27 protein-coding genes are annotated in these 25,779 nt (G+C 60.1%); 18 read left to right on the top strand and 9 right to left on the bottom strand.

The annotated features are described in order from the left end of the window. Positions 1–58 precede the first annotated feature (58 nt). Positions 59–2,203, bottom strand: coding sequence for an ATP-dependent DNA helicase DinG (gene dinG / locus U6037_RS06195; protein ID WP_038358136.1), 2,145 nt, complete (start codon positions 2,201–2,203; stop codon positions 59–61). 98 nt (positions 2,204–2,301) lie between these two features. Here dinG and U6037_RS06190 point away from each other — a divergent pair, with 98 nt between their 5' ends. Beyond that, on the top strand, positions 2,302–2,766 hold the full coding sequence (locus tag U6037_RS06190) for a CopD family protein (protein ID WP_322846136.1): 465 nt from the start codon (positions 2,302–2,304) through the stop codon (positions 2,764–2,766). Positions 2,767–2,961: 195 nt separating this feature from the next. Here the strand turns inward: U6037_RS06190 and U6037_RS06185 are convergent, their stop codons facing one another. The 4 genes from U6037_RS06185 to U6037_RS06170 all read right to left on the bottom strand — a co-directional run bounded on the left by U6037_RS06185 (position 2,962) and on the right by U6037_RS06170 (position 5,667). After that, entirely contained in the window at positions 2,962–3,720 is a 759-nt protein-coding gene (locus tag U6037_RS06185) for a hypothetical protein (RefSeq protein WP_105707455.1), read from the bottom strand. Further along, entirely contained in the window at positions 3,713–3,994 is a 282-nt protein-coding gene (locus U6037_RS06180; protein ID WP_038358130.1) for a DUF1145 domain-containing protein, read from the bottom strand. The genes U6037_RS06185 and U6037_RS06180 overlap by 8 nt, the downstream gene beginning before the upstream one ends. A gap of 163 nt (positions 3,995–4,157) precedes the next feature. After that, positions 4,158–4,880 (bottom strand): OmpA family protein, encoded by a 723-nt coding sequence (locus U6037_RS06175; protein WP_141129689.1) that lies wholly within the window; start codon positions 4,878–4,880, stop codon positions 4,158–4,160. A 91-nt stretch (positions 4,881–4,971) separates the two neighbouring features. Further along, positions 4,972–5,667 (bottom strand): OmpA family protein, encoded by a 696-nt coding sequence (locus tag U6037_RS06170; RefSeq protein ID WP_095119209.1) that lies wholly within the window; start codon positions 5,665–5,667, stop codon positions 4,972–4,974. A gap of 200 nt (positions 5,668–5,867) precedes the next feature. Here U6037_RS06170 and U6037_RS06165 point away from each other — a divergent pair, with 200 nt between their 5' ends. Genes U6037_RS06165 through U6037_RS06150 form a run of 4 tightly spaced genes read left to right on the top strand, consistent with a single transcriptional unit; the run spans position 5,868 to position 7,583 of the window. Beyond that, positions 5,868–6,365: a DUF6231 family protein gene (locus U6037_RS06165; protein WP_322846135.1), complete on the top strand. Its 498-nt coding sequence runs from the start codon at positions 5,868–5,870 to the stop codon at positions 6,363–6,365. Between the two features lie 4 nt (positions 6,366–6,369). Beyond that, positions 6,370–6,846: a YchJ family protein gene (locus U6037_RS06160; protein WP_322846134.1), complete on the top strand. Its 477-nt coding sequence runs from the start codon at positions 6,370–6,372 to the stop codon at positions 6,844–6,846. 42 nt (positions 6,847–6,888) lie between these two features. Beyond that, complete coding sequence (locus tag U6037_RS06155; RefSeq protein ID WP_242204765.1) at positions 6,889–7,383, top strand: LEA type 2 family protein; 495 nt, start codon at positions 6,889–6,891, stop codon at positions 7,381–7,383. Next, entirely contained in the window at positions 7,380–7,583 is a 204-nt protein-coding gene (locus U6037_RS06150) for an SEC-C metal-binding domain-containing protein (RefSeq protein ID WP_034154967.1), read from the top strand. Before U6037_RS06155 ends, U6037_RS06150 begins: the two co-directional genes overlap by 4 nt. 201 nt (positions 7,584–7,784) lie before the next feature. Here the strand turns inward: U6037_RS06150 and U6037_RS06145 are convergent, their stop codons facing one another. Next, a complete protein-coding gene (locus U6037_RS06145; protein ID WP_322847289.1) occupies positions 7,785–8,342 on the bottom strand; it encodes a cysteine hydrolase family protein in 558 nt (185 codons plus the stop codon). A gap of 146 nt (positions 8,343–8,488) precedes the next feature. Between U6037_RS06145 and U6037_RS06140 the strand changes: the two genes are divergently transcribed. The 11 genes from U6037_RS06140 to pdeM all read left to right on the top strand — a co-directional run bounded on the left by U6037_RS06140 (position 8,489) and on the right by pdeM (position 22,584). Continuing rightward, positions 8,489–9,133, top strand: coding sequence for a glutathione binding-like protein (locus U6037_RS06140; RefSeq protein WP_322846133.1), 645 nt, complete (start codon positions 8,489–8,491; stop codon positions 9,131–9,133). A gap of 191 nt (positions 9,134–9,324) precedes the next feature. After that, complete coding sequence (locus U6037_RS06135) at positions 9,325–11,775, top strand: penicillin acylase family protein (protein ID WP_322846132.1); 2,451 nt, start codon at positions 9,325–9,327, stop codon at positions 11,773–11,775. A gap of 334 nt (positions 11,776–12,109) precedes the next feature. Beyond that, entirely contained in the window at positions 12,110–13,144 is a 1,035-nt protein-coding gene (locus tag U6037_RS06130; RefSeq protein ID WP_322846131.1) for a ligase-associated DNA damage response exonuclease, read from the top strand. Beyond that, positions 13,141–14,829 carry an ATP-dependent DNA ligase gene (locus U6037_RS06125; RefSeq protein ID WP_322846130.1) on the top strand — a complete coding sequence of 563 codons (1,689 nt, stop codon included), beginning with the start codon at positions 13,141–13,143 and terminating at the stop codon, positions 14,827–14,829. Before U6037_RS06130 ends, U6037_RS06125 begins: the two co-directional genes overlap by 4 nt. 234 nt (positions 14,830–15,063) lie before the next feature. Then, positions 15,064–15,846, top strand: a complete 783-nt coding sequence (locus U6037_RS06120) for a transporter substrate-binding domain-containing protein (protein WP_007918608.1) — start codon at positions 15,064–15,066, stop codon at positions 15,844–15,846. A gap of 56 nt (positions 15,847–15,902) precedes the next feature. Continuing rightward, positions 15,903–16,631 carry an ABC transporter permease gene (locus U6037_RS06115; protein WP_150749395.1) on the top strand — a complete coding sequence of 243 codons (729 nt, stop codon included), beginning with the start codon at positions 15,903–15,905 and terminating at the stop codon, positions 16,629–16,631. Continuing rightward, on the top strand, positions 16,628–17,338 hold the full coding sequence (locus U6037_RS06110) for an ABC transporter permease (protein WP_016986412.1): 711 nt from the start codon (positions 16,628–16,630) through the stop codon (positions 17,336–17,338). The genes U6037_RS06115 and U6037_RS06110 overlap by 4 nt, the downstream gene beginning before the upstream one ends. Before the next feature lie 28 nt (positions 17,339–17,366). After that, entirely contained in the window at positions 17,367–18,485 is a 1,119-nt protein-coding gene (locus U6037_RS06105) for a succinylglutamate desuccinylase/aspartoacylase family protein (protein ID WP_322846129.1), read from the top strand. 13 nt (positions 18,486–18,498) lie between these two features. Continuing rightward, complete coding sequence (locus tag U6037_RS06100; protein WP_034154958.1) at positions 18,499–19,263, top strand: ABC transporter ATP-binding protein; 765 nt, start codon at positions 18,499–18,501, stop codon at positions 19,261–19,263. A 178-nt stretch (positions 19,264–19,441) separates the two neighbouring features. Next, entirely contained in the window at positions 19,442–21,931 is a 2,490-nt protein-coding gene (locus U6037_RS06095; protein WP_322846128.1) for a ligase-associated DNA damage response DEXH box helicase, read from the top strand. Next, positions 21,928–22,584, top strand: coding sequence for a ligase-associated DNA damage response endonuclease PdeM (gene pdeM, locus U6037_RS06090; protein ID WP_322846127.1), 657 nt, complete (start codon positions 21,928–21,930; stop codon positions 22,582–22,584). The genes U6037_RS06095 and pdeM overlap by 4 nt, the downstream gene beginning before the upstream one ends. A gap of 46 nt (positions 22,585–22,630) precedes the next feature. Here the strand turns inward: pdeM and U6037_RS06085 are convergent, their stop codons facing one another. Beyond that, entirely contained in the window at positions 22,631–22,840 is a 210-nt protein-coding gene (locus U6037_RS06085) for a hypothetical protein (RefSeq protein ID WP_127926082.1), read from the bottom strand. A gap of 108 nt (positions 22,841–22,948) precedes the next feature. Then, positions 22,949–23,515 carry a dCTP deaminase gene (gene dcd, locus U6037_RS06080; RefSeq protein ID WP_242204783.1) on the bottom strand — a complete coding sequence of 189 codons (567 nt, stop codon included), beginning with the start codon at positions 23,513–23,515 and terminating at the stop codon, positions 22,949–22,951. Between the two features lie 353 nt (positions 23,516–23,868). Between dcd and U6037_RS06075 the strand changes: the two genes are divergently transcribed. Further along, positions 23,869–24,078, top strand: coding sequence for a cold-shock protein (locus U6037_RS06075; RefSeq protein WP_002554837.1), 210 nt, complete (start codon positions 23,869–23,871; stop codon positions 24,076–24,078). A 165-nt stretch (positions 24,079–24,243) separates the two neighbouring features. Here the strand turns inward: U6037_RS06075 and U6037_RS06070 are convergent, their stop codons facing one another. Next, entirely contained in the window at positions 24,244–25,251 is a 1,008-nt protein-coding gene (locus tag U6037_RS06070) for a DUF481 domain-containing protein (protein ID WP_242204785.1), read from the bottom strand. 165 nt (positions 25,252–25,416) lie between these two features. Here U6037_RS06070 and U6037_RS06065 point away from each other — a divergent pair, with 165 nt between their 5' ends. Then, complete coding sequence (locus U6037_RS06065; protein WP_034154953.1) at positions 25,417–25,770, top strand: MGMT family protein; 354 nt, start codon at positions 25,417–25,419, stop codon at positions 25,768–25,770. Positions 25,771–25,779: the final 9 nt, after the last annotated feature.

Below are 25,779 nucleotides of genomic sequence, written 5' to 3'. Positions count from 1 at the left end.
TGGAAAAGCGATGGCAGAGAGATAGACAACACGGTGGGCAAAACTGCCCACCGTTGTCTCAGGATATTTCACGACGGAAAGGAGGCAACGCATTGAGGATCGCCTTGCCGTAGCGCTGGGTGACCAGCCGCCGATCGAGCAAAGTGATGGTGCCGCGATCTTCTTCGGTACGCAGCAGACGCCCGCAGGCCTGCACCAGTTTCAGCGAGGCATCGGGCACGGAGATTTCCATGAACGGATTACCGCCACGGGCCTCGATCCATTCCGACAACGCCGCTTCGACCGGATCGTCCGGTACCGAAAACGGGATCTTGGCGATCACCACGTGTTCGCAGTAGGCACCCGGCAAGTCGACGCCCTCGGCGAAACTGGCGAGACCGAACAGCACACTGGAATCACCGCCATCGACCCGCGCCTTGTGCTTGTTCAGGGTTTCCTGTTTCGACAGGTTGCCTTGAATGAACACTTGCTTGCGCCAGTCGCGGTCGAGACCGTCGAACACGTCCTGCATCTGTTTGCGCGAAGAGAACAGCACCAGCGTGCCACGCGAGCCTTCGACCAGATCCGGCAACTCGCGGATGATCGCTGCCGTATGAGCAGCGGCATCGCGCGGGTCGGCTTTCAGATCCGGAACCCGCAGCACGCCGGCATCGGCGTGATGGAACGGGCTCGGCACCACGGCGGTGACGGCTTTTTTCGGCAGGCCGGCGCGCATGCGGAAACGGTCAAAGGTGCCCAACGCGGTCAGCGTCGCCGACGTTACGAGGCAACCGTAAGCGACATTCCACAAGCTGCGGCGCAAGGTTTCCGCCGCCAGAATCGGGCTGGCGTTGACCTCGATGTCGAACAGCGAGCCGCTTTCGGCCAATGTCAACCAGCGCGCCATCGGCGGGCTGTCTTCCGGGTCTTCGGCGGTGAACGCGGTCCACAGTTCCCAGTTACCGGATGCGCGGGACAACAGGCTGCCGAACAGCGGATACCACTCTTCAGCCTGATTGCTGGCGATGCCGATGTTGACCTCACCGTCCATACCTTCCTTGAGCAGGTCGGTCAGGCGCGTGAACAGATCGTTGAGGCGCGAAAAGCCCTTCTTCAGCTCGATGCCCATTTCGCGCATGTGCTCGGGAATCACCCCGGCGACGAAACGATGACGCGGGCGCTCACGGCCCTCGACGTCTTCGCCGGGTTTGAAGTCGGCGACCTGCTCGCAGGCGCTGAACATGAACTGCTGCTGCGCCTTGATCTCCCGCGCCAGCTCCGGCACCTGTTCGATCAATTTGCCGAGGTCGCCCGGCAGCGGGTGCTGGGCCAGCAGTTTGGTCAGGTTCTTCGCCGTGGTTTCCAGCCAGTCGGCGGTGGAGCGCAAGCGCGTGTAGTGGGCGAAGTGGCCGATCGCCTTGTCTGGCAGGTGGTGACCTTCGTCGAACACATAAATGGTGTCGCGTGGATCCGGCAGCACTGCGCCGCCGCCCAATGCCAGGTCAGCCAGCACCATGTCGTGGTTGGTGACGATCACGTCAACCTTGCCCATGCCTTCGCGGGCCTTGTAGAAGGCGCACTGGCCGAAGTTCGGGCAATGACGATTGGTGCACTGGCTGTGATCGGTGGTCAGGCGCGCCCAATCGGCGTCTTCCAGCGCATTCGGCCAGCTGTCGCGGTCGCCGTCCCATTTATTGCCGGCGAGTTTCTCGATCATGCTGGTGAACAGCTTCTGACTGGCCTCATCGACCTCGATCTTGAAGCCTTCTTCTTCGAACAGCTGGGCGGTGGCGGTTTGCGCGTGGCCTTCCTGCAAGAGCATGTCGAGTTTGGACAGGCACATGTAGCGGCCACGGCCCTTGGCCAGGGCGAAGCTGAAATTCAGCCCGCTGTTGCGCATCAGGTCGGGCAAATCCTTGTAGACGATCTGCTCTTGCAGGGCCACGGTCGCGGTGGCGATGACCAGGCGTTTGCCGGCCAGTTTCGCGGTCGGGATCGCGGCCAGGCTGTAGGCAACTGTCTTGCCAGTACCGGTGCCGGCTTCCACCGCGACAATCGCGGGGTCGCCACTGCGCCGGCCTTCGTCGTCGGTGTCGATATCCCCGAGGACTTTGGCGATTTCAGCGATCATCAGGCGCTGGCCGTAACGCGGTTTGAGGCTCTTGGCCTCTAGAAAACGCGAGTAGGCGCCCTGGATCGTGGTTTTGAGTTCAGTGCTGATCATGATTGTCGGGCGCAAAAAACGCTGGATAAATTTTCAGTGGTTTCGGATGGCGGCTATCATACCCCGCTAATTAATCCCGCGCAGAACGGAGTGCCCCAATGACACCTTTTAGCCTCGTTTATCCCCTGCATGTGCTGTCCGCCCTGGTCTGGGTCGGCGGCATGTTTTTCGCCTGGATGGTCCTGCGCCCCGCGGCCGTGAAGGCCCTCGACGGCCCTGCCCGGCTGACCTTGTGGGTGGAAGTGTTTCAAGGTTTTTTCCGTTGGGTCTGGGTTGCGGTGATCCTCCTGCCGATCAGCGGCGTGGGCATGTTGCATTTGCAACAGGTCGGGTTTGAGACCGCGCCGAAATATGTGCAGGTAATGATGGGGTTGTACGTGGTGATGACCGCGCTGTTTATCCGCATTCAGGGGTTGATGCTGCCGGAGCTGCGTAAAGCGGTGGACGCGAAGGACTGGCCGGCGGGTGCGGCAGTGTTGGGGCGGATTCGCCGGGTGGTGGGGCTTAATCTGATTGTCGGGTTGGTGCTGGTGGCGATTGCGGCGGCTCGGCCGATGATCTGAAAATCAAAAGCCCCTCACCCTAGCCCTCTCCCAGAGGGAGAGGGGACTGAGTGGGGGATATTGAAGAGTTACGCCGACTTGAGAGATTCGCTTTGAATCCATAATCGACTGGTTTTTTCAGGTCGATGGATGGCCTGAATCATCTCGGTCGGCGCCCTCTCCCTCCGGGAGAGGGCTGGGGTGAGGGTAAAACGTTCAGAGGCGCTGCACAGTCACAGCCCCCGCCGCCCCCACCGGCCCAGGCTGTCCATCCGCCCCCGCCTTGCCATTCTTGCCGCCATCGGCGCGATACACCAGGCAGCCCTTGGACTTGCCGCCCTTGCCTGCCTTGCCGCCAACACCTGCCGGTCCGCCCGCACCGCCCGCGACATTGACCTTGATCAGCTCGGCCGGAAACTCGCGCGGCACTTCAAGGCGCACCAGCGCACCCGGTGCTCCCGGTTGGCCGTCGCTGCCGTTGCTGCCATCAAAACCGTGCCCGGCCGAGCCATAAGTGCAGCCCGGGTCTTCACCATTACCGCCATCGAGGCCGACAAAACCGGGGGCACCGGTACCGCCACGGGCATCGACCAACAGTTGCGGCGCGTTCAACGCCTTGAATTGCAGATTCAGATTACGTCCGGCACGGGCAGCTTTTTCATACGTCCCCGGCGCCCCGCGCGCGGTGATCTGGCTGCCATCGCTCAGCTCTGCGCGAACGACCTTCATATCCAAAGCGTTCTCGCCCGGAACGATCGCGATGCGTGCTTCATGGCCAAGACGTAGTTCACCGACACTCAATTCGGTCACGTTCGCCGGAATCAACAGCGTGCCGTAATCGGCCACTTCGAGTTTTTCCAGCTGCAAGGTGCTGGCCGTGTTGGGCAACCGCATCAGCGAATTGGTTTCAACGCTGACCACCTGGGCACAGGCCAAAGGACTGATGAATGCAGCGAGCAGGCAAAGTTTACGCATGGGAAGAAGCCTCCGGAGCGGCCGGGGCCGGGATGGATTGCAAGTGGAATACGCCGAACAGCAGGATGCGGCCACGGTCACGCCAAGGGTGCGGACGGCCTTTGAGGCTGCGATTGCACAGCAGCACTTCGAGCAGATGAATCAGCAACAGCAGGCCGCCAGCCAGATTGACCAGCAGGTGCAGCGGATGTACGAACGGCACCAGTTGATTGGCCAGTACCACGCAGCAGAACAGCAGGGTCAGCAATCGCCCCAGCCCCCAGAACACTTTCATACGCTCCCCCGTGTTGCGAATTATTCTTTGGGCGCACAGTAACGGCTTCTGCGGGGGATAAGCCAGAGGGGTAAATGAAAAAACTTCCATCGCCTGCCAAATGGCTGCCGAAACGACGCTCATCGTCGCCCGGCAGCTCTAGCCTGCGCCCTTCAGGCGCGCCCTAACGATTTATGTGCAACTCCACGCGCCGGTTTTGCGCCCGGCCTTCATCGGTTGCGTTATCGGCCACCGGCTCACTTTCGCCGCGCCCTTCGCTGGTGAGTTTGTTCGGTGCCAGGCCCTGACTCAACAGATACGCCGCGACACTGCTCGCACGTCGCTCCGACAAAGCCTGGTTATACGCATCCGAACCTTTGCTGTCGGTGTGGCCGATGACCTTGATGCTTACCACGTCAGCATTGCGCAGCTTGTCCATCAGCGTATCGAGCTGGGCTTTTGCCGCCGGGGTCAGGTCCGACTTGTCGAAATCAAACAGCACGTTGCCGGCATCGCTGAGGGTGATCACCTCAGTTTGCGGTACGGGCTCCGGCACTTTTTCCGTGACCGGGTACTGCGGCAGCGGGCAACCACGGTGATCGACCGGGGTATTTTCCGGGGTGTCCGGGCAACGGTCGCGGCGGTCGAACACGCCGTCGCCGTCTTCATCGCCGTCCTGGGCATAACAGATCAGTCCGCCGGTAAGAATCCCCAGCGCTGCGCCGCCACCGGCCCAGCCGCCACTTTCAATGGCGCCGAGACCGCCACCGACCAGCCCGCCAATAAGGCTGCAGATCGGCCACGTACGTTGATTGAGGGGTGCAGTGCCATCACTGTGGGTGGCGCAACCGGTGAGCAAGCTGCCTAGCAGCAGCACCGGCAAGACGGACCTTGAGAAAACAGTCATTGTGAAAGCTCCTGTGTCACCGGCCCATACCGGTTACACAGGAGTAAAGACCCGCATCCGCGACTGCACAAGGCGCGGATGCGAGAGGGGCTTAACGCTGGATTTTGATTTCGGTACGACGGTTTTGCGCGCGACCGTCAGCGGTTTTGTTATCGGCAACAGGCTGGCTTTCACCCAGACCGGACACCGAAACGAAGCTGGCGCGCGGCACACCTTGCTGGATCAGGTAATCCACCACCGAGTGCGCGCGACGATCCGACAGTTTTTTGTTGTAGGCATCGCTGCCCACGCTGTCGGTGTGACCGGTCACGGTCAGTTGCGCCGTCGAGGATTCCTGTTTCAGGCGGGTGGCGACCTTGTCGAGTACTTGCTTGTCAGGGCCGGTCAGCGTGGCTTTGTCGAACTGGAAGTGCACATCACGGATAACAATGGTTTCTTCCTTGACCACTACAGCTTCTTCGACCACGGGTGCAGGCGCTGGTGGAGGGCAACCGTCAGCGTCGACCTGTACGCCTTTAGGCGTGCCCGGGCACTTGTCGCGACTGTCCGGCACGCCATCGCCGTCTTCGTCGCCATCACCGTGTACCCAGCAATAGGCCGCTGCCGTGCCACCGATCAACAACGCGCCGTAGCCGGCCCACGCCGAACTCTCGGTTGCGCCGAGACCGGCACCGACGACACCACCGACCGCCGCACAGGTCGGCCAGTCGGTTTTCTGCAAACCTGCGCAACCAGTCAACACACTGGTTAGCAGAATCAAAGGTAATGCTGTCCGAACTATGCTCATCTGGTTTTCTCCTGAGGGATCGGCTTAAAACCGATTCAGGGAGTAAAGACCGGAGTTTTAATCTCCGCCAGCAATAGGCCACCGCAGTTTGCGACCGTGTTCACAGGACGTTGGCGCTTTTGCCGCAAAGCCACGAGACAGGGGCGCTAGGCTCCGATGAAGGAGCGCGCTAGTCTTGGCGGTCTGATTGAGGAGCTTTGATGAACGTCGCCATTTCTTCCCGTACGCCGCAACAGGCGTTGGCCGCTTTGCTGGATCGCTACGCCCCGGCGCGTCTGCTGCTGATCGGCGCCAGCGAATTCCCAGCCCTGAGCGCCTTTAAAGAGGCGCATCCGTACACCGTCGTCGCCCATGCGGCGCCGGGCGCATTGCCCGCCGAACTGGCAGCGCAGCGTTTTGATCTGGCGTTGGTGGTCGATTGCCTGGAACATTTGCCCAAGCGCGATGGCCTGAATCTGTTGGGCGGCATTCGTAATCTCAACGCCAGCCGCATCGTCGTACTGGCGGATCTATCGGCCAGCGGCTGGCAGGAAACCGACTTCTATTCACTGGCACTGCAAGCCAGCGAACGCTTTCAACGCGACGACCAAGTGCTGACCCTGTTCACCTACGATCTGCTTGACTACAAACAAGTCCCCGACTGGCTCAACTCACGGTTTTGGGCCAATCCGGAAAACTTCGGGAAATACTGGTGGTAATGCAATGAGTACAGCCATTTGCCCTTGCGGCAGCGGCAATCTGCTGGATGCCTGCTGCGGTCATTATCACGACGGCCATCCGGCGCCATGCGCCGAAGCCTTGATGCGTTCGCGCTACAGCGCCTATGTGCTGGGGCTGATCGATTACCTGGTGGCGACCACCCTGCCTGCTCAGCAAGCGGGACTGAATCGTCAATCGATCAGCGACTGGAGCGCGCAGAGCACCTGGCTCGGCCTTGAAGTGGAGAGTTCGGAAGTGCTCGGCGGTCAGCCGGAGCATGCCTTCGTCACGTTCACCGCGCGCTGGCACGATGATCAGGGTGAGCACAGCCACCGCGAGCGCTCATCGTTCGTGCAGAACGCCGGGCGCTGGTACTTCATTGATCCGACGGTGCAGTTGAAGCTGGGGCGCAATGACAGTTGCCCGTGCGCCAGCGGGCAGAAGTTCAAGAAGTGCTGCGCGGGGTATTTCGGCGCTTAGATTCGTCGGCGACTAGACTGGGACCAAAGGGAGTTTTACTCGATGCTCAGTCAATGGCGCACATTCCAGGTTTTCACCCTGATGCTGATCCTGAATCTCGGCGGTTGTGCGTCGTGGTTCAGCGACGACAGCGTCGACCCCGCCGTGCACCTGGTAAAGGTCGAAGTGGTGCGCGCCAAACTGCTCGAACAGAAATTCATTCTGCACTTTCGCATCGACAACCCCAACGACAGCGACCTGACCGTGCGCGGCCTCGAATACCGCATTCATCTGGCCGACATGCTGCTGGCCGAAGGCGAGCATGAACACTGGTTCACTGTCGGACCCAAGCGCAGTGCCTACTTCAAAGTACCAATCCGCACCAACCTGTGGCCGAAGGTAAAAGACGTGGTGAAAATGCTGAAAAATCCGAACCAGCAGATTCCCTATCGTTTGCAGGGCGAAATGGAAACCGGTTTATTCATCGCCCACTACGTGCACCTTGAGCGCAATGGCGTGATAATCCCCGCCGATTTAATTCCGGAGCAACACCGATGACCCAGCAACCTCATGTCCATGGCCCTGACTGCAACCACGATCATGACCATCATCACGAGCATGACCATGGCCACGTGCACGGCCCGAACTGCGGCCACGCCCACCAGGAACCGGTGCGCAACGCCCTGAAAGACGTCGGCCGCAACGATCCTTGCCCATGCGGCAACGGCAAGAAATTCAAGAAATGCCACGGCGCTTGATGCCCGGGGCGAAGACCCTCTTCGCCTGACCTGCCGCTTTCGCGAGCAAGCTCGCTCCCACCGTTGATCTGCACTGAACACATTTTTGTGGACATCCGCAGGCCCTGTGGGAGCTGGCTTGCCAGCGATGAGGCCGGCACATTCAACATTGATGTCGCCTGTTACTCCGCCATCGCTGGCAAGCCAGCTCCCACAGGTTTATCAGTCGGCTGCCAAAATCAGGGCAGCACTGACCACCGTCGCATACTCCCCGTGCAAATTCCCCAGCGACATCGCGTGCACCTCTTCAGCCGTGCGCAGCGTGCCGAAATAATCGGCCTTGTCGAAGGTAAAGCACGCATCCTCCGCCACCCACGTATCAAACCCCAGGTTGCCCGCCGAGCGCGCCGTTGACTCAACCGAGTTATGGGTCGCCACGCCCACGATGATCAGTTGCCCGACCCCCGCCCCACGCAACTGCGCCTCCAAGCCGCTGACACAAAACGCATCCGGCACCTGTTTCTGAATCAGCCATTCGCCGTCCTGCGGCAAAAATCGCTGCTGAAACTCAACGCCTTCCTGCTCGGGCCAAAACACCGAATCAGGCTCGCGCGACAGGTGCTGCACATGAATCACCGGCCTTGAGCTACGCCGCCAAAACCCCAGCAGATCAAGAATCCGTTCCTCAGCCAGAGGATTATTGCGCGGCCCCAGACGCGGCTGCAGGATGCCTTTTTGCTGGTCGATGATGATCAGTGCAGCGTTGGCCTGAAGCTCCATGGCGATTTTTCTCATGCGGGGTCATTGAATTCTGCGCAGTTCAGCATCACCTCTTCCTACCAGGCAAGCGATCAAACGCACACGGGACGACCTGACGCCGGCGTTTGCTGTCCGCACGCAAGTCCATTTCTGCTTTGGAGTTCTCCATGATCGACCTGTATTACTGGACCACCCCCAACGGCCACAAGATTTCCCTGTTCCTCGAAGAAGCCGGCCTACCGTACAACGTGCACCCGATCAACATCGGTCAGGGTGAGCAGTTTCAGCCGCATTTTCTGAAAATCGCCCCGAACAACCGCATCCCGGCCATCGTCGATCATGAACCGGCCGATGGCGGCGAGCCGTTGTCGCTGTTCGAGTCCGGGGCGATTCTTTTGTATCTGGCGGAGAAGACCGGGAAGTTTCTGCCCAAGGACCTGCGTGGTCGGCAAACGGCGCTGCAATGGCTGTTCTGGCAAATGGGCGGGCTGGGGCCAATGGCCGGGCAGAACCATCACTTCAGCCAGTTCGCCCCGGAGAAAATCCCCTACGCGATCAAACGCTACATCGACGAGACCGCACGTTTGTATGGCGTGTTGAACAAGCAACTGGCTGATAACGAATTCGTCGCCGGCAGCGAATACAGCATTGCCGACATGGCGATCTATCCGTGGATCGTCTCGCACAAATGGCAAAGCCAGAACCTTGAAGACTTCCCGCATGTGCAGCGCTGGTTCAACCACATCAAGGATCGCCCCGCGACCGTTAAGGCCTACGCGCTGGTGCAGAAGATCAATCCACCGAAGGCTTGATTGAACGGCAAAAGATCGCAGCCTTCGGCAGCCCCTACGGGGGAATGCATGCCTATGTAGGAGCTGCCGCAGGCTGCAATCTTTTCCATTCGACAGAAATACGCAAATAACCCCCGCCCCCGCTTGCGCGGCCACCTCCTGCTCACTAACGTAGCGCCTTTACTGACGCTACCCCCCGCAGGAGCTTTGCCATGGCCTCGCCAGCCCTCACACATTTTCTTCCCCGGTTCGGCGTTGCCGCAGCAGTGGCCGGTGTTTTGGGCCTGTCCGGTTGCCAGACCTGGAACGCTCAGGACACCCTCCCACCGACCTCCGGCGTGCAGCCGCTCAAGGGCCTGGCGCAGAACGTGTCGGTTCGACGCAATGCCATGGGCATGCCGTTGATCGAAAGTAATACTTTCCACGACGCACTGTTCAGCCTCGGCTACGTCCACGCCAGCGACCGCATCAATCAAATGGTTACCCTGCGTCTGTTGGCGCAGGGCCGTCTGGCGGAAATGTCCGGCGCGTCGATGCTCGATGCCGACCGCTACATGCGCGCGGTCAATCTGAAGAAAAGCGCCGGCGAGCTGTACAAGGCCTCGTCGCCACGCCTCAAGCGTTTCTTCGAAGTCTATGCGCGGGGCGTCAACGCCTACCTGTTCCGCTACGCCGACAAACTGCCGGGCGATCTCGCGTCCAGCGGTTACAAGCCTGAATACTGGAAACCGGAAGACTCGGCGCTGATTTTCGCCCTGTTGAATTTCAGCCAGTCAGCCAACCTGCCGGAAGAAATTTCCTCGCTGGTGCTGGCGCAAACCGTGACCACCGACAAACTCGCCTGGCTGACGCCGTCCGCGCCTGACGAAAACCTGCCACTGGCCGAAGCCGACAAGCTGCAAGGCCTCAAGCTCAACGGGCAGATTCCCGGGCTGACTGAATTGAGCGGCGCCAGCCAGCAACTGTCGGCACTCAACTTGCTCGGCACCACGTCTTCGAACAACTGGGCGATCGCCCCGCAACGCAGCCGCAGCGGCAAGAGCCTGTTGGCCAGCGACGCCCATGGGCCGCTGGCCGCGCCGTCGCTGTGGAGCTTCGTGCAGATTCGCGCGCCGAAATATCAGGCGGCGGGCGTGACCGTTGCCGGTTTGCCGCTGGTGCTAGGTGGCTTTAACGGCAAAGTGGCGTGGAGCATGACCAGCGTGCTCGGCGACAACCAGGACCTGTTCCTGGAAAAAATCCGTCGCCAGGGCAGCAGTTTGACCTACGAGGTCAACGGCAAATGGCAGCCACTGGGCGTGCGCAACGAAACCTACTTCGTCAAAGGCCAGCGACCGATTCGTGAAGCGGTCTATGAAACCCGCCACGGCGCGTTGCTCAACAGTGCCCAAGCGGCGGCCCAAGGCAGCGGTTTCGGTCTGGCCCTGCAAACGCCGAGCTTCACTGACGACAAGTCGCTGGATGCGTTTTTTGACCTGACCCGCGCGCAAACCGTAGAACGAGCGTCGGACGCCAGCCGGGAAATCCGCGCCATCGCCCTGAATCTGGTGTTCGCCGATGCGAGCAACATTGGCTGGCAAGTCACCGGGCGCTTCCCGAATCGCCGCGAAGGTGAAGGTTTGCTGCCATCGCCGGGCTGGGAAGGTCGTTACGACTGGGACGGTTACGCCGACCCGATGCTGCATCCGTACGATCAGGATCCGGCACAAGGCTGGCTCGGCACCGCCAACCAGCGCGTGATTCCTCATGGTTACGGCATGCAACTGTCGAACTCCTGGGCGGCACCGGAGCGTGGCGAACGTCTGGCGGAACTGGCCGGCAGCGGCAAGCACGACAGCCGCAGCGTGATCGCCATGCAGTACGACCAGACCACCACCTTCGCCGCCAAGCTGAAAAAAGTCTTCGAAGCGCCGGGCATGAAACAAACGTTGAAACAGGCGATCGATGCCCTGCCGGAAGCGGATCGCAGCAAGGCGCGTGAAGCGTTCACGCGGTTGATGGCATTCGACGGCAAGCTCAGCCCGACCTCGGCGGATGCGGCGATCTACGAACTGTTCCTGCAGGAAAGCATGAAGCAGATCTTCCTCGATGAGCTCGGTCCGGAATCGAGTCCTGCGTGGAAGGCGTTTATCGCCAATGGTGATTTGTCCTACGCAGCGCAGGCTGACCATCTGTTGGGGCGCGAAGACAGTCCGTTTTGGGACGACATCCGCACACCGCAGAAAGAAGACAAAGCGGTGATTCTTGCCCGCAGCTTTGCCGCAGCGATCAGCGCTGGCGAGAGTCAGTTGGGCGGCGATCACCGGGCCTGGCAGTGGGGCAAGTTGCACAGCTATGCCTGGAAGAACAGCAATGGCCAGACTGTGCGCGGCCCACTGGCAGCGGGTGGCGATCACACAACGTTGAACACTGCAGCGTTTGCCTGGGGTCAGGATTTCACCACCACCCGCGCGCCGTCGATGCGCTTCATCGTCGACTTCGGCCAGACCGAGCCGCTGATGGGGCAGAACGGAACGGGGCAGTCGGGTAATCCGGTCAGTCCGAATTACCTCAACGGGATTGATGCGTGGCTGAAGGGGCAGTACATCGGCTTGCCGATGCAGCCGCAGAACTTTGATCGGGTGTATGGCAAAACCCGCCTGACCCTTACTCCCGGCAAATAAGCTGTAAATCAAGAGCCCCTCACCCTAACCCTCTCCCGGAGGGAGAGGGGACTGATTGGGGGATGCTGCAGACTTACGCCGACCTGACAGTTCTGTGCCGAATCCGGAATCAACTTGGTTCGTGTAGTGCCGAATCCAGAGTTAGCTCGTTTCGTGCTGTCACCCAATCCATAATCGACTCGGTTTTTCAGGTCGATGTAGCTCGCCAGCCACCCCGGTCGGCTCCCTCTCCCTCTGGGAGAGGGCTGGGGTGAGGGTGGCTTTTCAAAGTCGATAGAACTTCCAGACACGCGCCAGCCTCATAGCTAACAAGCCCCCCATTCCTGGTAACGACATGGACCTTGTTATCGCGCGTCCCGAAGGTTTGTATTGCCCTGCGGGTGACTTTTATATCGATCCTTGGCGCCCCGTCGAGCGCTCGGTCATTACTCACGCCCACGGCGATCACGCTCGCACTGGCAACCAGCATTACCTCGCCAGCAGCGCCAGCGAAGGGATTCTGCGTGCGCGCCTGGGTCAGGACATCAACCTGCAAACCCTCGCCTACGGCCAGCGCCTGGCGCACCACGGCGTCACCTTGAGTTTTCACCCCGCCGGCCACGTGCTCGGCTCGGCTCAAGTACGCCTCGAATACGGCGGTGAAGTCTGGGTCGCATCGGGCGATTACAAGATCGAACCGGACGGCACTTGTGCCCCGTTCGAACCGGTGCGCTGCCACACCTTCATCACCGAATCGACCTTCGGCCTGCCGATTTACCGCTGGCAGCCACAGGCGCAGGTGTTCGGCGAGATCAACCAGTGGTGGGCCGCGAACATCGCGGCCGGCAAGGCCAGCGTGTTGTTCTGCTACTCGTTCGGCAAGGCTCAGCGGATTCTCCACGGTATCGATGAAACCCTCGGCCCGATCCTCAGCCACGGCGCGGTCGAGCCGCTGAATCGGGTCTACCGCGAGGCTGGCGTGTACCTGCCGCCGACGATCTACGCCGGCGACGTGAAAAAAAGCGACCCGATCATGCGCCAGGCCCTGGTCATCGCCCCACCCTCGGCGGGAGGCAGCAACTGGATGCGCCGCTTCGGCGATTACAGCGATGCGTTTGCCAGCGGCTGGATGCGTTTGCGTGGCACGCGGCGGCGGCGCGGTGTCGATCGTGGTTTCGTGCTTTCGGATCACGCCGATTGGCCCGGCCTGTTGTGGGCCATCGGACAGACCGGTGCGGAACGGGTGATGGTCACCCACGGCTCGATCGGCGTGCTGGTGCGGCATCTGCGTGAAAAAGGCCTGGATGCCCAAGGTTTCAACACTGAATACGGCGATGACGAAGAAGAAAACATCGCCACCGAACCGACCATCGCCGAGATGCCCGCATGAAAGCATTTGCCGAGTTATATGCCGAACTCGATGCGACCACGTCGAGCAACGCCAAACTGGCGGCGATGCAGACGTACTTCGCCCAGGCCGAACCGCATGACGCTGCGTGGGCCGTGTACTTCCTGTCCGGTGGCCGGCCCCGGCAACTGGTGCCGGTGAGAATCCTGCGCGAACTCGCCGTCGAGGTCTCCGGCCTGGAACCGTGGCTGTTCGAGGAAAGCTATCAAGCAGTCGGCGACCTGGCGGAAACCATTTCACTGGTGCTCGCCGAAAACCCGTACAGCTCCAACGCCGGCCTCGCCGAATGGATCGAAGAAAAACTGCTGCCGCTGCGTGGTGAAACCCCGGAGTTCTTAAGCCGACAACTGCCGGCCCTGTGGGCGCAACTGGATCGATCAAGCCTGATGCTGTGCATCAAATTGATCACCGGCAGTTTCCGCGTCGGCGTGTCGAAACTGCTGGTCACCCGCGCCTTGGCATCGATGGCCGGGCTGGACAGCAAACGCGTGGCGCAGCGTTTGGTGGGTTACACCGATCTGTCGAACCGGCCGAGCGCCGCCAGCTACCTGAAACTGATCGCCCCTGAATCCAGCGATGAACATGCCCAGCGTGGCGGCCAACCGTACCCGTTCTTCCTCGCCCATGCCTTGTCGCAACCGGTGGAAGAATTCGAAGCCCTGATCGGCCCGGCCAGCGATTGGCAGATTGAATGGAAATGGGATGGCATCCGCGCGCAAGTGGTCAAGCGTGAGGGGCGGCTGTGGATCTGGTCGCGGGGCGAGGAATTGGTGACCGAGCGTTTTCCCGAACTGGAAGTGCTGGTGCACGGCCTGCCCGACGGTACGGTGATTGACGGCGAAATCGTCGTGTGGAAAAGCACCCATCCGAGCACCGAAGACGCCTTTGATCCGCAATCGACCGAACCACCGGCGGTGCAGCCGTTCGCCCTGCTGCAACAACGCATCGGCCGCAAGACTCTCGACAAGAAAATCCTCGAAGACGTCCCGGTGGTGGTGCTCGCCTACGATTTGCTGGAATGGCAGGGCGAAGACTGGCGCAACCAGCCGCAAGCGAAACGTCGGGCGCAACTGGAAGCGGTGATTGCCCGCTGCAACAGCCCGGTGCTGCTGGCCTCACCGGTGCTGACCGGCACTGATTGGCTGGACCTCGCCCGCCAACGCGAGTCTTCGCGGCGACTGGGTGTCGAGGGAATGATGCTCAAGGCGCGGGATTCGCTGTATGGCGTGGGGCGAACCAAGGACATGGGCGTTTGGTGGAAGTGGAAAGTCGATCCGTTCAGCGTTGATGCGGTGCTGATTTACGCGCAGCGCGGGCATGGCCGGCGGGCCAGTCTGTACAGCGATTACACCTTTGCCGTGTGGGACGGCCCGCCCGATTCGAGTCAGCGCGCGCTGGTGCCGTTTGCCAAGGCGTATTCGGGGCTGACCGATGAGGAAATGCGTCAGGTCGACAGCATTGTGCGCAAGACCACGGTGGAGAAGTTTGGCCCGGTGAGCAGTGTGAAGCCGAGTCTGGTGTTTGAACTGGGCTTCGAAGGTATTGCCCTGTCACGCCGACACAAGAGCGGGATTGCCGTGCGTTTTCCGCGGATGCTGCGCTGGCGGCAGGACAAGACCGTGGATGAAGCGGATAGCTTGGCCACTTTGCAGGATCTGCTGGCCTGACCCCTTTTCCCGGGACATCAATCGATCATTTGATCGATCGGCTTCAAATCAGTGCATGCTTTCTGCGATGCCCATTTCCGGGCATTCAATCGCCCTCGCCCTTCCCCGCTCAACCTTTTAAAACACTTGTTCGGGACTCTGGTTCGGAAATTGCTACTTTCTATAGGTCGTACGCGTTCCAGTAACAATAATTCTGCGCCACAAGCGCTCATATTGGTTCTTAGGGATTGAATAATGAAAAAAGCATTGCTGACCCTTTCTGCACTGGCGTTGTGCATGGCCGCTGGCTCCGCGCTGGCCAAGGAATACAAAGAGCTGCGCTTTGGCGTTGACCCTTCGTACGCACCGTTTGAGTCGAAAGCGGCCGACGGCAGCCTGGTGGGCTTCGACATCGATCTGGGCAACGCGATCTGCGCCGAACTGAAGGTCAAGTGCAAGTGGGTCGAAAGTGACTTCGACGGCATGATCCCGGGCCTCAAGGCCAACAAATTCGATGGTGTGATCTCGTCGATGACCGTGACCCCGGCCCGCGAAAAAGTCATCGACTTCTCCAGCGAACTGTTCTCCGGCCCGACCGCTTATGTGTTCAAGAAAGGTTCCGGTATCACCGCCGACGTCGCGTCCCTCAAGGGCAAAACCGTCGGCTACGAGCAGGGCACCATTCAGGAAGCCTACGCCAAAGCCGTGCTGGACAAGGCTGGCGTGAAAACCCAGGCCTATCAGAACCAGGATCAGGTGTATTCCGACCTGACCTCCGGCCGTCTCGACGCCGGTATCCAGGACATGCTGCAAGCCGAACTGGGCTTTTTGAAGTCGCCACAGGGCGCCGACTATGACGTCAGCAAGCCAGTCGACAGCGAATTGCTGCCAGCCAAAACCGCTGTCGGTATTAAGAAAGGTAACACTGAGCTGAAAGCGCTTTTAGATAAAGGTATCAAAGCGTTACACGATGACGGCAAATACGCCGAGATTCAAAAGAAACACTTTGGCGATCTGAATCTGTACAGCGGCAAATAATGCCCCGGCGCCCATCCTCGATGGGCGCCTTTTCCATCCGCTCAGGTTGCTGATTTATGTTTGAAAACCTCTTACAAAATCTGGGGCTCGCAGCCTTCAGCCTCAAGGGCTTTGGCCCGTTGCTGTTGGAAGGCACCTGGATGACCATCAAATTATCGGCGTTGTCGCTGCTGGTGGCCGTTTTGCTCGGCCTGCTCGGCGCCAGTGCCAAGCTGTCAAAAGTCAAACTGGTACGCCTGCCTGCCCAGCTCTACACCACGCTGATTCGCGGCGTGCCGGATCTGGTGCTGATGCTGCTGATTTTCTACAGCCTGCAAACCTGGCTAACGTCCCTGACTGACTACATGGAATGGGAATACATCGAGATCAACCCATTCAGCGCCGGGGTGCTGACCCTGGGCTTCATCTATGGCGCGTATTTCACCGAAACTTTCCGTGGCGCGATTCTCGCCGTGCCGCGCGGTCAGGTTGAAGCCGCCACCGCGTATGGCCTCAAACGCGGCCAGCGCTTTCGCTACGTGGTGTTCCCGCAAATGATGCGCTTCGCCCTGCCGGGCATTGGTAACAACTGGATGGTGATGCTCAAGGCCACCGCACTGGTGTCGATCATCGGCCTTGCCGACCTGGTCAAAGCTGCACAGGACGCCGGTAAAAGCACTTATCAACTGTTCTACTTCCTGGTTCTCGCCGCGTTGATCTATCTGCTGATCACCAGTGCTTCCAACTTCATCCTGCGCTGGCTCGAACGCCGCTACGCCGCCGGTGCCCGGGAGGCCGTACGATGATCGAACTCCTGCAGGAATACTGGCGCGCCTTCCTTTATACCGACGGCCAGAACATCACCGGGCTGGCGATGACGCTGTGGCTGCTCAGCGCCTCGATCTTCATCGGTTTTCTGGTGTCGATTCCGTTGTCGATTGCGCGAGTTTCGCCGCACTTCTACATTCGCTGGCCGGTGCAGTTTTACACCTACCTGTTCCGTGGCACGCCGCTGTATATCCAGTTGCTGATTTGCTACACCGGCATTTACAGCCTCGCCGCCGTGCGCGCGCAGCCGTTGCTCGACAGTTTCTTTCGCGATGCGATGAACTGCACGATCCTCGCCTTTGCCCTGAACACCTGCGCTTACACCACGGAGATTTTTGCCGGGGCGATTCGCAGCATGAACCACGGCGAAGTCGAAGCGGCCAAGGCCTACGGTCTGACCGGTTGGAAGCTGTATGCCTACGTGATCATGCCGTCGGCGCTGCGCCGTTCGTTGCCGTATTACAGCAATGAAGTGATCCTGATGCTGCACTCGACCACCGTGGCCTTCACCGCGACCATTCCCGATATCCTGAAAGTCGCCCGGGACGCCAACTCGGCGACCTTCCTGACCTTTCAGTCGTTCGGCATCGCCGCGCTGATCTACCTGACCATTACCTTTGCGCTGGTCGGCCTGTTCCGCCTTGCCGAACGCCGATGGCTGGCCTTCCTCGGCCCGACTCACTAGGCCCAGCTCAGGAATAAAGAGATAAAAAATGCGCCACCTGATCCATGACTTGCTGGCCCCGCTGCCGGGGACCGCACGGCAGATCCACAGCTTCCACTTCGGCCCGGAGCAGGCCAAGGGCAAGGTCTACATTCAGTCCTCGCTGCATGCCGACGAACTGCCAGGCATGCTCGTTGCCTGGCACCTCAAGCAGCGTCTGGCCGAGCTCGAAGCCGCTGGCCGCCTGCGCAGCCAAATCGTGCTGGTGCCGGTGGCCAACCCGGTCGGCCTCGAACAAGTGCTGATGGACGTGCCGCTGGGCCGCTACGAACTGGAGAGCGGGCAGAACTTCAACCGCTGGTTCGTCGACCTCAGTGAAGAAATCGGCAATGCCATCGAAGGCAAGCTGAACGACGATCCGCAGCACAACCTCGAATTGATCCGCACGCACCTGCGCAACGCCCTCGCCCGCCAGACCGCCAGCACGCAACTGCAATCCCAGCGTCTGACCCTGCAACGGCTGGCCTGCGATGCCGACATGGTGCTCGACTTGCACTGCGACTTCGAGTCGGTGGTGCACCTCTACACCACGCCCGAAGCGTGGCCGCAGGTTGAGCCGCTGGCGCGCTACATCGAAGCGCAGGCGAGCCTGCTGGCCACCGATTCCGGCGGTCAGTCGTTCGATGAATGCTTCACGTTGCTGTGGTGGCAATTGAAAGAGCGCTTCGGCGAACACTTCGAGATTCCGCTGGGCAGTTTCTCGGTGACCGTCGAGTTGCGCGGTCAGGGTGACGTCACCCATCCGCTGGCCAGCCGCGACTGCCAGGCGCTGATCGATTATCTGATCCAGTCCGATGCGATCGTCGGCGAAACCAAACCGCAGCCGCCGTTGCCGTACCCCGCCACGCCACTGGCGGGTGTGGAACCGGTGACTACGCCGGTCGGCGGCTTGCTGGTATACACCGCCACGGCGGGGCAATACCTGCAAGCCGGGCAACAGATCGCCGAAATCATCGACCCGATCAACGACCGGATCACCCCTATTCATTGCACCAGCGCCGGCGTGATGTACGCCCGCTCGCTGCGCCGCATGGCCACTGCCGGCATGGTTATCGCCCATGTCGCGGGCGCTGAAGCCTATCGCAGCGGCTACTTACTTTCGCCTTGAGGATGCTCGTCCCATGTACAAACTGACCGTTGAAGGCCTGCATAAAAGCTATGGCGACCATCAAGTGCTCAAAGGCGTGTCGCTCAAGGCCAAGACCGGCGACGTGATCAGCCTGATCGGCGCCAGTGGCTCGGGCAAAAGCACCTTTTTGCGCTGCATCAACTTTCTCGAACAACCCAACGACGGCGCCATGAGCCTTGATGGCCAGGCGATCCGCATGGTCACCGACCGCCACGGCATGCACGTCGCCGACGCCGATGAACTGCAACGTTTGCGCACGCGGCTGGCGATGGTGTTCCAACATTTCAATCTGTGGAGCCACATGACCGTGCTGGAAAACATCACCATGGCCCCGCGCCGGGTGCTGGGTTGCAGCAAACAGGAAGCCGACGACCGCGCCCGGCGCTATCTGGACAAGGTCGGCTTGCCGGCGCGGGTGGCGGATCAATACCCGGCGTTTCTTTCGGGCGGGCAGCAACAGCGCGTGGCGATTGCCCGGGCATTGGCGATGGAGCCGGAGGTGATGCTGTTCGATGAGCCGACCTCGGCGCTCGATCCAGAATTGGTGGGGGAAGTGTTGAAGGTGATTCAAGGGCTGGCCGAGGAAGGCCGGACCATGATCATGGTGACTCACGAAATGAGTTTCGCCCGCAAAGTCTCCAGCCAGGTGTTGTTCCTGCATCAAGGTCTGGTGGAAGAAGAAGGCGCCCCCGAGGATGTGCTCGGCAACCCGAAAAGCGAACGCCTGAAGCAATTCCTCAGCGGTAACCTCAAGTAGCCCACGTTCCCCTGTAGGAGCTGCCGAAGGCTGCGATCTTTTGATCTTGTTTTATAGAGATCAAGATCAAGATCAAAAGATCGCAGCCTTCGGCAGCTCCTACACGGTCACCCAGATTAAACCTTTCGCCAACTGATGTGGTCACTGGAAGAACCCCTCCAGAGCGCGCGCAGCCCGCATGGCGAAATCTCCCGACCACGCAAAAACCTGGTTCAGCGCCCGCGGCTGGAAGCCGTTCGCCTTTCAGAAACAGGTGTGGGCGGCGGTAAAAAACGGCGAGTCCGGGCTGCTCCACGCCAGCACGGGCGCCGGTAAAACCTATGCGGTGTGGTTTGCGGCGCTCAATCGCTTCGCCCGCTCGCCACCTGCCATCGAAACATCGCGTAAACGAAAACCGCCGGCCGAACCACTGACCGTCCTGTGGATCACTCCCATGCGCGCCCTCGCCGCCGATACCGCGCGCGCCTTGCAAGCACCTGTCGATGACCTGCAGATCCCGTGGAGCATCGGCCTGCGCACCGGTGACACCAGCAGCAGCGAACGCGCTCGGCAGAGCCGACGCCTGCCGACCACGCTGATCACCACCCCGGAAAGCCTGACGCTGTTGCTGGCCCGCGCCGATGCACAAGTCGCGCTGTCGAGTTTGCGCATGATCGTCGTCGATGAGTGGCACGAACTGCTGGGCAACAAGCGCGGCGCGCAACTGCAATTGGCCCTGGCCCACCTGCGCCATTGGCAACCGGGGCTGATTGTCTGGGGCGTCTCCGCCACCCTCGGTAATCAATCCCACGCCGAGCAGGTGCTAATTCCGCAGGGTGGCGGCATCAGTATTCAGGGACAGAGCGAAAAATCGCTGAAGGTCGACACCCTCCTCCCACCGGCCATCGAGCGTTTTCCCTGGGCCGGGCACATCGGTCTGAAAATGTTGCCGCAGGTCGTTACCGAACTCGACGCTTGCGCCAGCACCCTGGTATTCACCAACACCCGGGCGCAATCGGAAATCTGGTATCAGGCACTGCTGGAGGCTCGGCCGGACTGGGCCGGCTTGATCGCTCTGCATCACAGCTCACTGTCTCGCGAGACGCGCGACTGGGTTGAGCAGGCCTTGAAGGACGGGCAACTGAAAGCCGTGGTTTGCACCTCAAGCCTGGATCTGGGCGTGGATTTCCTGCCGGTCGAGCGCGTATTGCAAATAGGCTCGGCCAAGGGTATCGCACGCTTGATGCAACGCGCCGGACGCTCCGGTCATGCACCGGGACGCACGTCGCGAGTGACACTGGTGCCGACGCACAGCCTTGAATTGCTCGAGGCGGCTGCCGCCCGTGACGCCGTCGAACAACGGCGTATCGAACCACGCCTGTCACCGCACAAACCGCTGGATGTACTGGTGCAGCATTTGGTCAGCATGGCCCTCGGTGGCGGATTTTTACCCGATGAGTTGTACGAAGAAGTCCGCAGCGCCTGGGCTTATCGTGACCTGACACCCGCCGATTGGGCTTGGGCGCTGGCTTTCGTACGCCATGGCGGGATGTCTCTGACAGCCTATCCGGACTATCGCCGGGTTGAACCGGACGAGCACGGCGTCTGGCGTGTACCCGATGCGCGATTGGCTCGGCGTCATCGCATGAGCATTGGCACCATCGTCAGCGATGCCAGTATCCAGCTTAAGTTCTGGAGCAAGGGCGGCGGCGGTAAACAGCTGGGCAGTGTCGAGGAAGGCTTCATTGCCAGACTCAAACCGGGCGACGGTTTCCTGTTTGCGGGACGTTTGCTGGAACTGGTACGGGTGGAAAACATGACGGCTTACGTCAAACGCAGTACTGCGAAAAAAGCCGCCGTACCGCGCTGGAATGGCGGGCGGATGCCGCTGTCGAGCGAACTGGCGGAAGCGGTGGTCAGGCGTTTCAGTGCCGCCGCGCAAGGTGAGTTTGTCGGCCCGGAAATGCAGGCGCTGCGCCCGTTGCTGGAAACCCAGATGCGCTGGTCCGGCTTGCCCACCGCCGAAAACCTGTTGGCCGAGGTGCTGAAATCCCGCGAAGGCTGGCACCTTTTCCTCTATCCATTTGCCGGAAGGCAGGTGCATCTGGGCCTGGCGAGTCTGCTGGCGTGGCGCGTCAGTCAGCGCCAGCCCGTAACGTTCTCCATCGCGGTGAACGATTACGGCCTGGAATTGCTCAGCGCCACGCCGATCGACTGGGCCGAGTATTTGAATAGCGATCTCTTCAATGCCGATGATTTACTGGAGGACGTTTTGGCCAGTTTGAATGCCGGCGAGTTGGCCCTGCGCCGGTTCCGTGAAATCGCGCGGATTGCCGGGCTGGTCTTCGCCGGCTACCCCGGTGCGCCAAAAAGCACCCGTCAGGTGCAGGCGTCCAGCGGCTTGTTTTTCGAAGTGTTCAAACAATACGACGCCGATAATCTGTTGCTGGCGCAGGCCGGGGAAGAAGTCCTGCGGGAAGAACTGGATATTCGTCGCCTGGAACAGACATTGGAGCGGATCAACCAGATGAAACTGGACGTGCATCAGGTTAAACGTCCTACACCGCTAGGGTTTCCGCTGCTGGTGGAACGCATGCGCGAAAGCATGAGTTCGGAAAAACTCGCTGATCGCATCAGGCGCATGGTCGGCGATCTGGAGAAGTCCGCCGACAAAGCTAAATCATCATGAGCGCGCCATTCCCTGTGCGCCTGGCGGGTGAAGACCTTTGGTTACTGCCGGAAAAAGCCCTGTACTGGCCGGCACAACAGGCGCTGCTGATCGCCGACGTGCATTTCGGCAAGGCCGCCGCTTACCGCAGCCTTGGCCAACCGGTCCCGCAAGGCACCACGGCGAGCAATATCGCGGTGATTGATCGATTGCTGGCGAAACTGCCCTGCCGGCAATTGATCTTTCTTGGCGATTTCCTCCACGGACCCGGCTCGCATGCCGTAGGGACGCTGCACGCGCTGGCGCAATGGCGGGCGCGTCATGTTGATCTGCCGATGACGCTGATCCGCGGCAATCACGACAAACGCGCCGGCGACCCGCCGCAATCACTGAATATCCGGGTAGTGCCGGAACCGCTGCTGATCGGGCCATTCGCCTTGCAACATGAACCCGATCCGCATCCAGAAAGACACGTGCTGGCCGGTCACATCCACCCGGTCTACCGACTGCACGGCAAAGGTCGGCAGAGCTTGCGTCTGGCGTGTTTCCGGCTCGGCGAGCGCATCAGCCTGCTACCGGCATTCGGAGCGTTTACCGGCGGGTACGCGGTCGAGCGGGAGGAGAGTTCGAGGATTTTCGTCATCGGCGATAACGAAATATGGCCAGTCAGTTGAAGTCTTTGCAGACCTCATCTGACTGGCCATTCATTTTCAATGCCGATCAGGCAACCGGTGCCGGTGGCGGCTCGTCCGGAAGGGTCGGTTCGCCCGGCTCGGTCGGTTGTTCGTTGGGCGTATCGGGATCGGGCTGTCCGGGAATTCCGCCAGCCATGCTCAGCGACGGATGCGCCAACAATGACCAGGCCAATACGCCAACCTGATTGGGCTCAAGCCTTGCCAGTTCGGCAGTGATTTGCGGATCGATCTTCATGGGGCACTCCTCGGCGAAGGCCCGCCTTGCCGGAAAGCAAAAACGGGCAGTACACCCCATAGAGTGTCTGCCCGCCAAAGAATTCCCGCGATCTGTCGGATGGACCGATCAGGTGCGCGGCAAGGTCACACCACGCTGGCCCTGGTACTTGCCGCCGCGATCCTTGTAAGACACTTCACATTCCTCGTCGGATTCGAGGAAGAGCATCTGCGCCACGCCTTCGTTGGCGTAGATCTTCGCCGGCAGGTTGGTGGTGTTGGAGAATTCCAGTGTCACGTGGCCTTCCCACTCAGGCTCGAGCGGCGTGACGTTAACAATGATGCCGCAACGCGCGTAGGTGCTTTTGCCCAGGCAGATGGTCAAGACATTGCGCGGAATCCGGAAGTATTCAACGGTGCTGGCCAGCGCGAACGAGTTCGGCGGAATGATGCAGACGTCGCTGTGGACGTCGACAAAGCTGCCCGGATCGAAGTTTTTCGGGTCGACGATCGACGAGTTGATGTTGGTGAACACCTTGAAGTGATTGGTGCAACGCACATCGTAGCCGTAGCTCGACACACCGTAGGAGATCACACGGTTGTCGTCGCTGCCGCGCATCTGGCGCTCGACGAACGGTTCGATCATGCCGTGTTCCTGCGCCATGCGGCGAATCCACTTGTCCGATTTGATGCTCATGGCGGGTGTCCTGAATAGCGAGGTGGAAAAATTCTGTCCGGCATCTTACCGGGCGCGCCGCCGGGTTCAAAGTGCGGCCTGCAATTCTCGCCGATCCCCCATGATTTGCGCGCTCTGGCGACGAACCGTCACACCGCCGATCCCTAAATCAGAGAAACCTTCGCAAGAAGCATTGGCACGTCCCGGAAAAAGGGTTAAGGTGGCGCCACTGTGCTGCTTGTGTCACTGAGAATCTCTACACGATATGTTGAATTTCGATCCAACCATCTACAAGAATTTTTCCTGCTCTTTGCACTCAGTCTCGGCCAGGGTTCTTCCTGCGTCGCAGTTATCTTTGTTCAAGGAGTTACACCATGTCTAATCGCCAAACCGGTACCGTTAAGTGGTTCAACGATGAAAAAGGCTTCGGCTTCATCACCCCACAATCCGGTGACGACCTGTTCGTTCACTTCAAAGCTATCCAATCCGACGGCTTCAAAAGCCTGAAAGAAGGCCAACAGGTTTCTTTCATCGCTACCCGCGGTCAGAAAGGCATGCAAGCTGAAGAAGTACAAGTTATCTAACTTGTAGCTTCTTTAGAAAAGAGCCCCGCCCTTAAAAGCGGGGCTTTTTTGTGGGCGTCTGTTTTTCAGCTCGCAAAAAAAAGATCGCAGCCTTCGGCAGCTCCTACAGGATGTATATCAATCCTCTGTAGGAGCTGCCGAAGGCTGCGATCTTTTGCTTGTGCCTTACCAGGCCACACCAAACCCCGCGGTGTAACGGGTCTTGTTCAGATCGGCATCGTTGGTGCCACTGATGATGTCACGCTCGGCCTTGAGGTTAAGCGAGGCCCAGTCGGTGACCTTGTAACGCAGGCCCATTTCCGCATCCAGCGCGTAGTTGGCCACATCCGACAGCGGCTTGCCGATTTCACCATTGGTGAAGAACTCGACTTTCTTGCCGATCAGGTAACGGTTGTAATCCCACTTCATCGCGACGGAATAGAAGTTGTCTTTGCTGCCATCGCGATACTCGTAATCGGTGCGGTTGAACAGCGAGCCGAGTGAGAATGCGCCCAACTCGTCATCCCAGAACTGGTAGCCAGGACCGGTACCGACCACACGCTGGCGAGCCAGTTCTTCGATGTGATCACGCTTGTAGTTCAGACGGCCCTGCCAGAACCACTTATCGGTAAGGAAGCGGTCGAGTGCGTATTCGGCGCGCCAGTTGTCGGTGGTGGTCTCGTCGTCTTGCACTTCGCGGTTGTATTCACCCTCGGCGGTATGACGCCAGCGCCCATGCCGTGCCGTGGTCTTGAAGCCGACATCGTAGTCATCGGTGTCCTTCTCGGCGCGCTGATAGTCCAGCGCCAGGTCGACATTGCCCTTCCACACCAGATCCTCGACCACCGGTTTCGGTTTGAGAATCTGCTGAATGCTCGCCAGCTCGACGGTTTTCGGCGCCTCGCCGTTGGCCAGGGTGACCTTGCCATCTTCGGCAGCCGTCAGCGATTTGGAGACTTCACCGGTGTAGGCATCCTGCTTGACCAGCAAGTGCTGATCGCTGTCGAGCGTCTTCACCTCTTTCCAGTCAATCGTCACCGCACCGGCGTATTTGGTCTGGATCAACAGCTTGCCGCCATCGAACACGGTGATGGTGCCGCTCAACTTGTCACCGTTCTTCAACCAGACGGTGTCGGCAAGCAGGGGCGTGGACGCACTGAAGACAGCAAGGCACAGCAAGGATCTGGACAACATAAGCGAATCGAAGGCTCAAGTTTGCGAAAAAAGATCGGCATTATCCGTAGGAATAAGACCCTGACAAGGACTGACCGGACTATTTCTGATGAGTTCATTTCTCAACTGGCTGATCACCGATTACTCTGAAAGCCATCAAACTGTTCATGCTCAGGAACCGCGTACGTGAAAGACCCGCTCGACAGCGTTGAAAACGATGCGCAAATCCGACGCACGGCACTCTACTCGACGCTCGCCCAAGTGCCCGAAGGCAAAGTCGTCAGCTATGGTCAGTTAGCTGAACTGGCCGGTTTGGGGCGCGCCGCCCGCTGGGTCGGCCGCACCTTGAGTCAGTTGCCCGGTGATACCAGGCTGCCCTGGCACCGTGTACTGGGTGCCGGCGGTCGGATCAGCCTGCCGGTGGGCAGCCCGTCGGGCGATGAACAACGGGCACGATTGCGCATGGAAGGCATCACCGTCCTGAACAATCGTGTGGATATTCAGCGCCATGGCTGGCGTCCGGTAGAGCACAGCGGTTAGAGTGCGCGC

The sequence above is a fragment of the Pseudomonas sp. B33.4 genome, assembly GCF_034555375.1.
In the GTDB taxonomy this organism is placed as follows: Bacteria; Pseudomonadota; Gammaproteobacteria; order Pseudomonadales; family Pseudomonadaceae; genus Aquipseudomonas.
This window is presented reverse-complemented; position numbering and strand designations above follow the sequence as displayed.

Coding starts and splice junctions, on each gene's coding strand:
- dinG (WP_038358136.1), bottom strand. CDS start 2,203: ATGATCAGCACTGAACTCAAAACCACGATCCAGGGCGCCTACTCGCGT.
- U6037_RS06190 (WP_322846136.1), top strand. CDS start 2,302: ATGACACCTTTTAGCCTCGTTTATCCCCTGCATGTGCTGTCCGCCCTG.
- U6037_RS06185 (WP_105707455.1), bottom strand. CDS start 3,720: ATGCGTAAACTTTGCCTGCTCGCTGCATTCATCAGTCCTTTGGCCTGT.
- U6037_RS06180 (WP_038358130.1), bottom strand. CDS start 3,994: ATGAAAGTGTTCTGGGGGCTGGGGCGATTGCTGACCCTGCTGTTCTGC.
- U6037_RS06175 (WP_141129689.1), bottom strand. CDS start 4,880: ATGACTGTTTTCTCAAGGTCCGTCTTGCCGGTGCTGCTGCTAGGCAGC.
- U6037_RS06170 (WP_095119209.1), bottom strand. CDS start 5,667: ATGAGCATAGTTCGGACAGCATTACCTTTGATTCTGCTAACCAGTGTG.
- U6037_RS06165 (WP_322846135.1), top strand. CDS start 5,868: ATGAACGTCGCCATTTCTTCCCGTACGCCGCAACAGGCGTTGGCCGCT.
- U6037_RS06160 (WP_322846134.1), top strand. CDS start 6,370: ATGAGTACAGCCATTTGCCCTTGCGGCAGCGGCAATCTGCTGGATGCC.
- U6037_RS06155 (WP_242204765.1), top strand. CDS start 6,889: ATGCTCAGTCAATGGCGCACATTCCAGGTTTTCACCCTGATGCTGATC.
- U6037_RS06150 (WP_034154967.1), top strand. CDS start 7,380: ATGACCCAGCAACCTCATGTCCATGGCCCTGACTGCAACCACGATCAT.
- U6037_RS06145 (WP_322847289.1), bottom strand. CDS start 8,342: ATGGAGCTTCAGGCCAACGCTGCACTGATCATCATCGACCAGCAAAAA.
- U6037_RS06140 (WP_322846133.1), top strand. CDS start 8,489: ATGATCGACCTGTATTACTGGACCACCCCCAACGGCCACAAGATTTCC.
- U6037_RS06135 (WP_322846132.1), top strand. CDS start 9,325: ATGGCCTCGCCAGCCCTCACACATTTTCTTCCCCGGTTCGGCGTTGCC.
- U6037_RS06130 (WP_322846131.1), top strand. CDS start 12,110: ATGGACCTTGTTATCGCGCGTCCCGAAGGTTTGTATTGCCCTGCGGGT.
- U6037_RS06125 (WP_322846130.1), top strand. CDS start 13,141: ATGAAAGCATTTGCCGAGTTATATGCCGAACTCGATGCGACCACGTCG.
- U6037_RS06120 (WP_007918608.1), top strand. CDS start 15,064: ATGAAAAAAGCATTGCTGACCCTTTCTGCACTGGCGTTGTGCATGGCC.
- U6037_RS06115 (WP_150749395.1), top strand. CDS start 15,903: ATGTTTGAAAACCTCTTACAAAATCTGGGGCTCGCAGCCTTCAGCCTC.
- U6037_RS06110 (WP_016986412.1), top strand. CDS start 16,628: ATGATCGAACTCCTGCAGGAATACTGGCGCGCCTTCCTTTATACCGAC.
- U6037_RS06105 (WP_322846129.1), top strand. CDS start 17,367: ATGCGCCACCTGATCCATGACTTGCTGGCCCCGCTGCCGGGGACCGCA.
- U6037_RS06100 (WP_034154958.1), top strand. CDS start 18,499: ATGTACAAACTGACCGTTGAAGGCCTGCATAAAAGCTATGGCGACCAT.
- U6037_RS06095 (WP_322846128.1), top strand. CDS start 19,442: ATGGCGAAATCTCCCGACCACGCAAAAACCTGGTTCAGCGCCCGCGGC.
- pdeM (WP_322846127.1), top strand. CDS start 21,928: ATGAGCGCGCCATTCCCTGTGCGCCTGGCGGGTGAAGACCTTTGGTTA.
- U6037_RS06085 (WP_127926082.1), bottom strand. CDS start 22,840: ATGAAGATCGATCCGCAAATCACTGCCGAACTGGCAAGGCTTGAGCCC.
- dcd (WP_242204783.1), bottom strand. CDS start 23,515: ATGAGCATCAAATCGGACAAGTGGATTCGCCGCATGGCGCAGGAACAC.
- U6037_RS06075 (WP_002554837.1), top strand. CDS start 23,869: ATGTCTAATCGCCAAACCGGTACCGTTAAGTGGTTCAACGATGAAAAA.
- U6037_RS06070 (WP_242204785.1), bottom strand. CDS start 25,251: ATGTTGTCCAGATCCTTGCTGTGCCTTGCTGTCTTCAGTGCGTCCACG.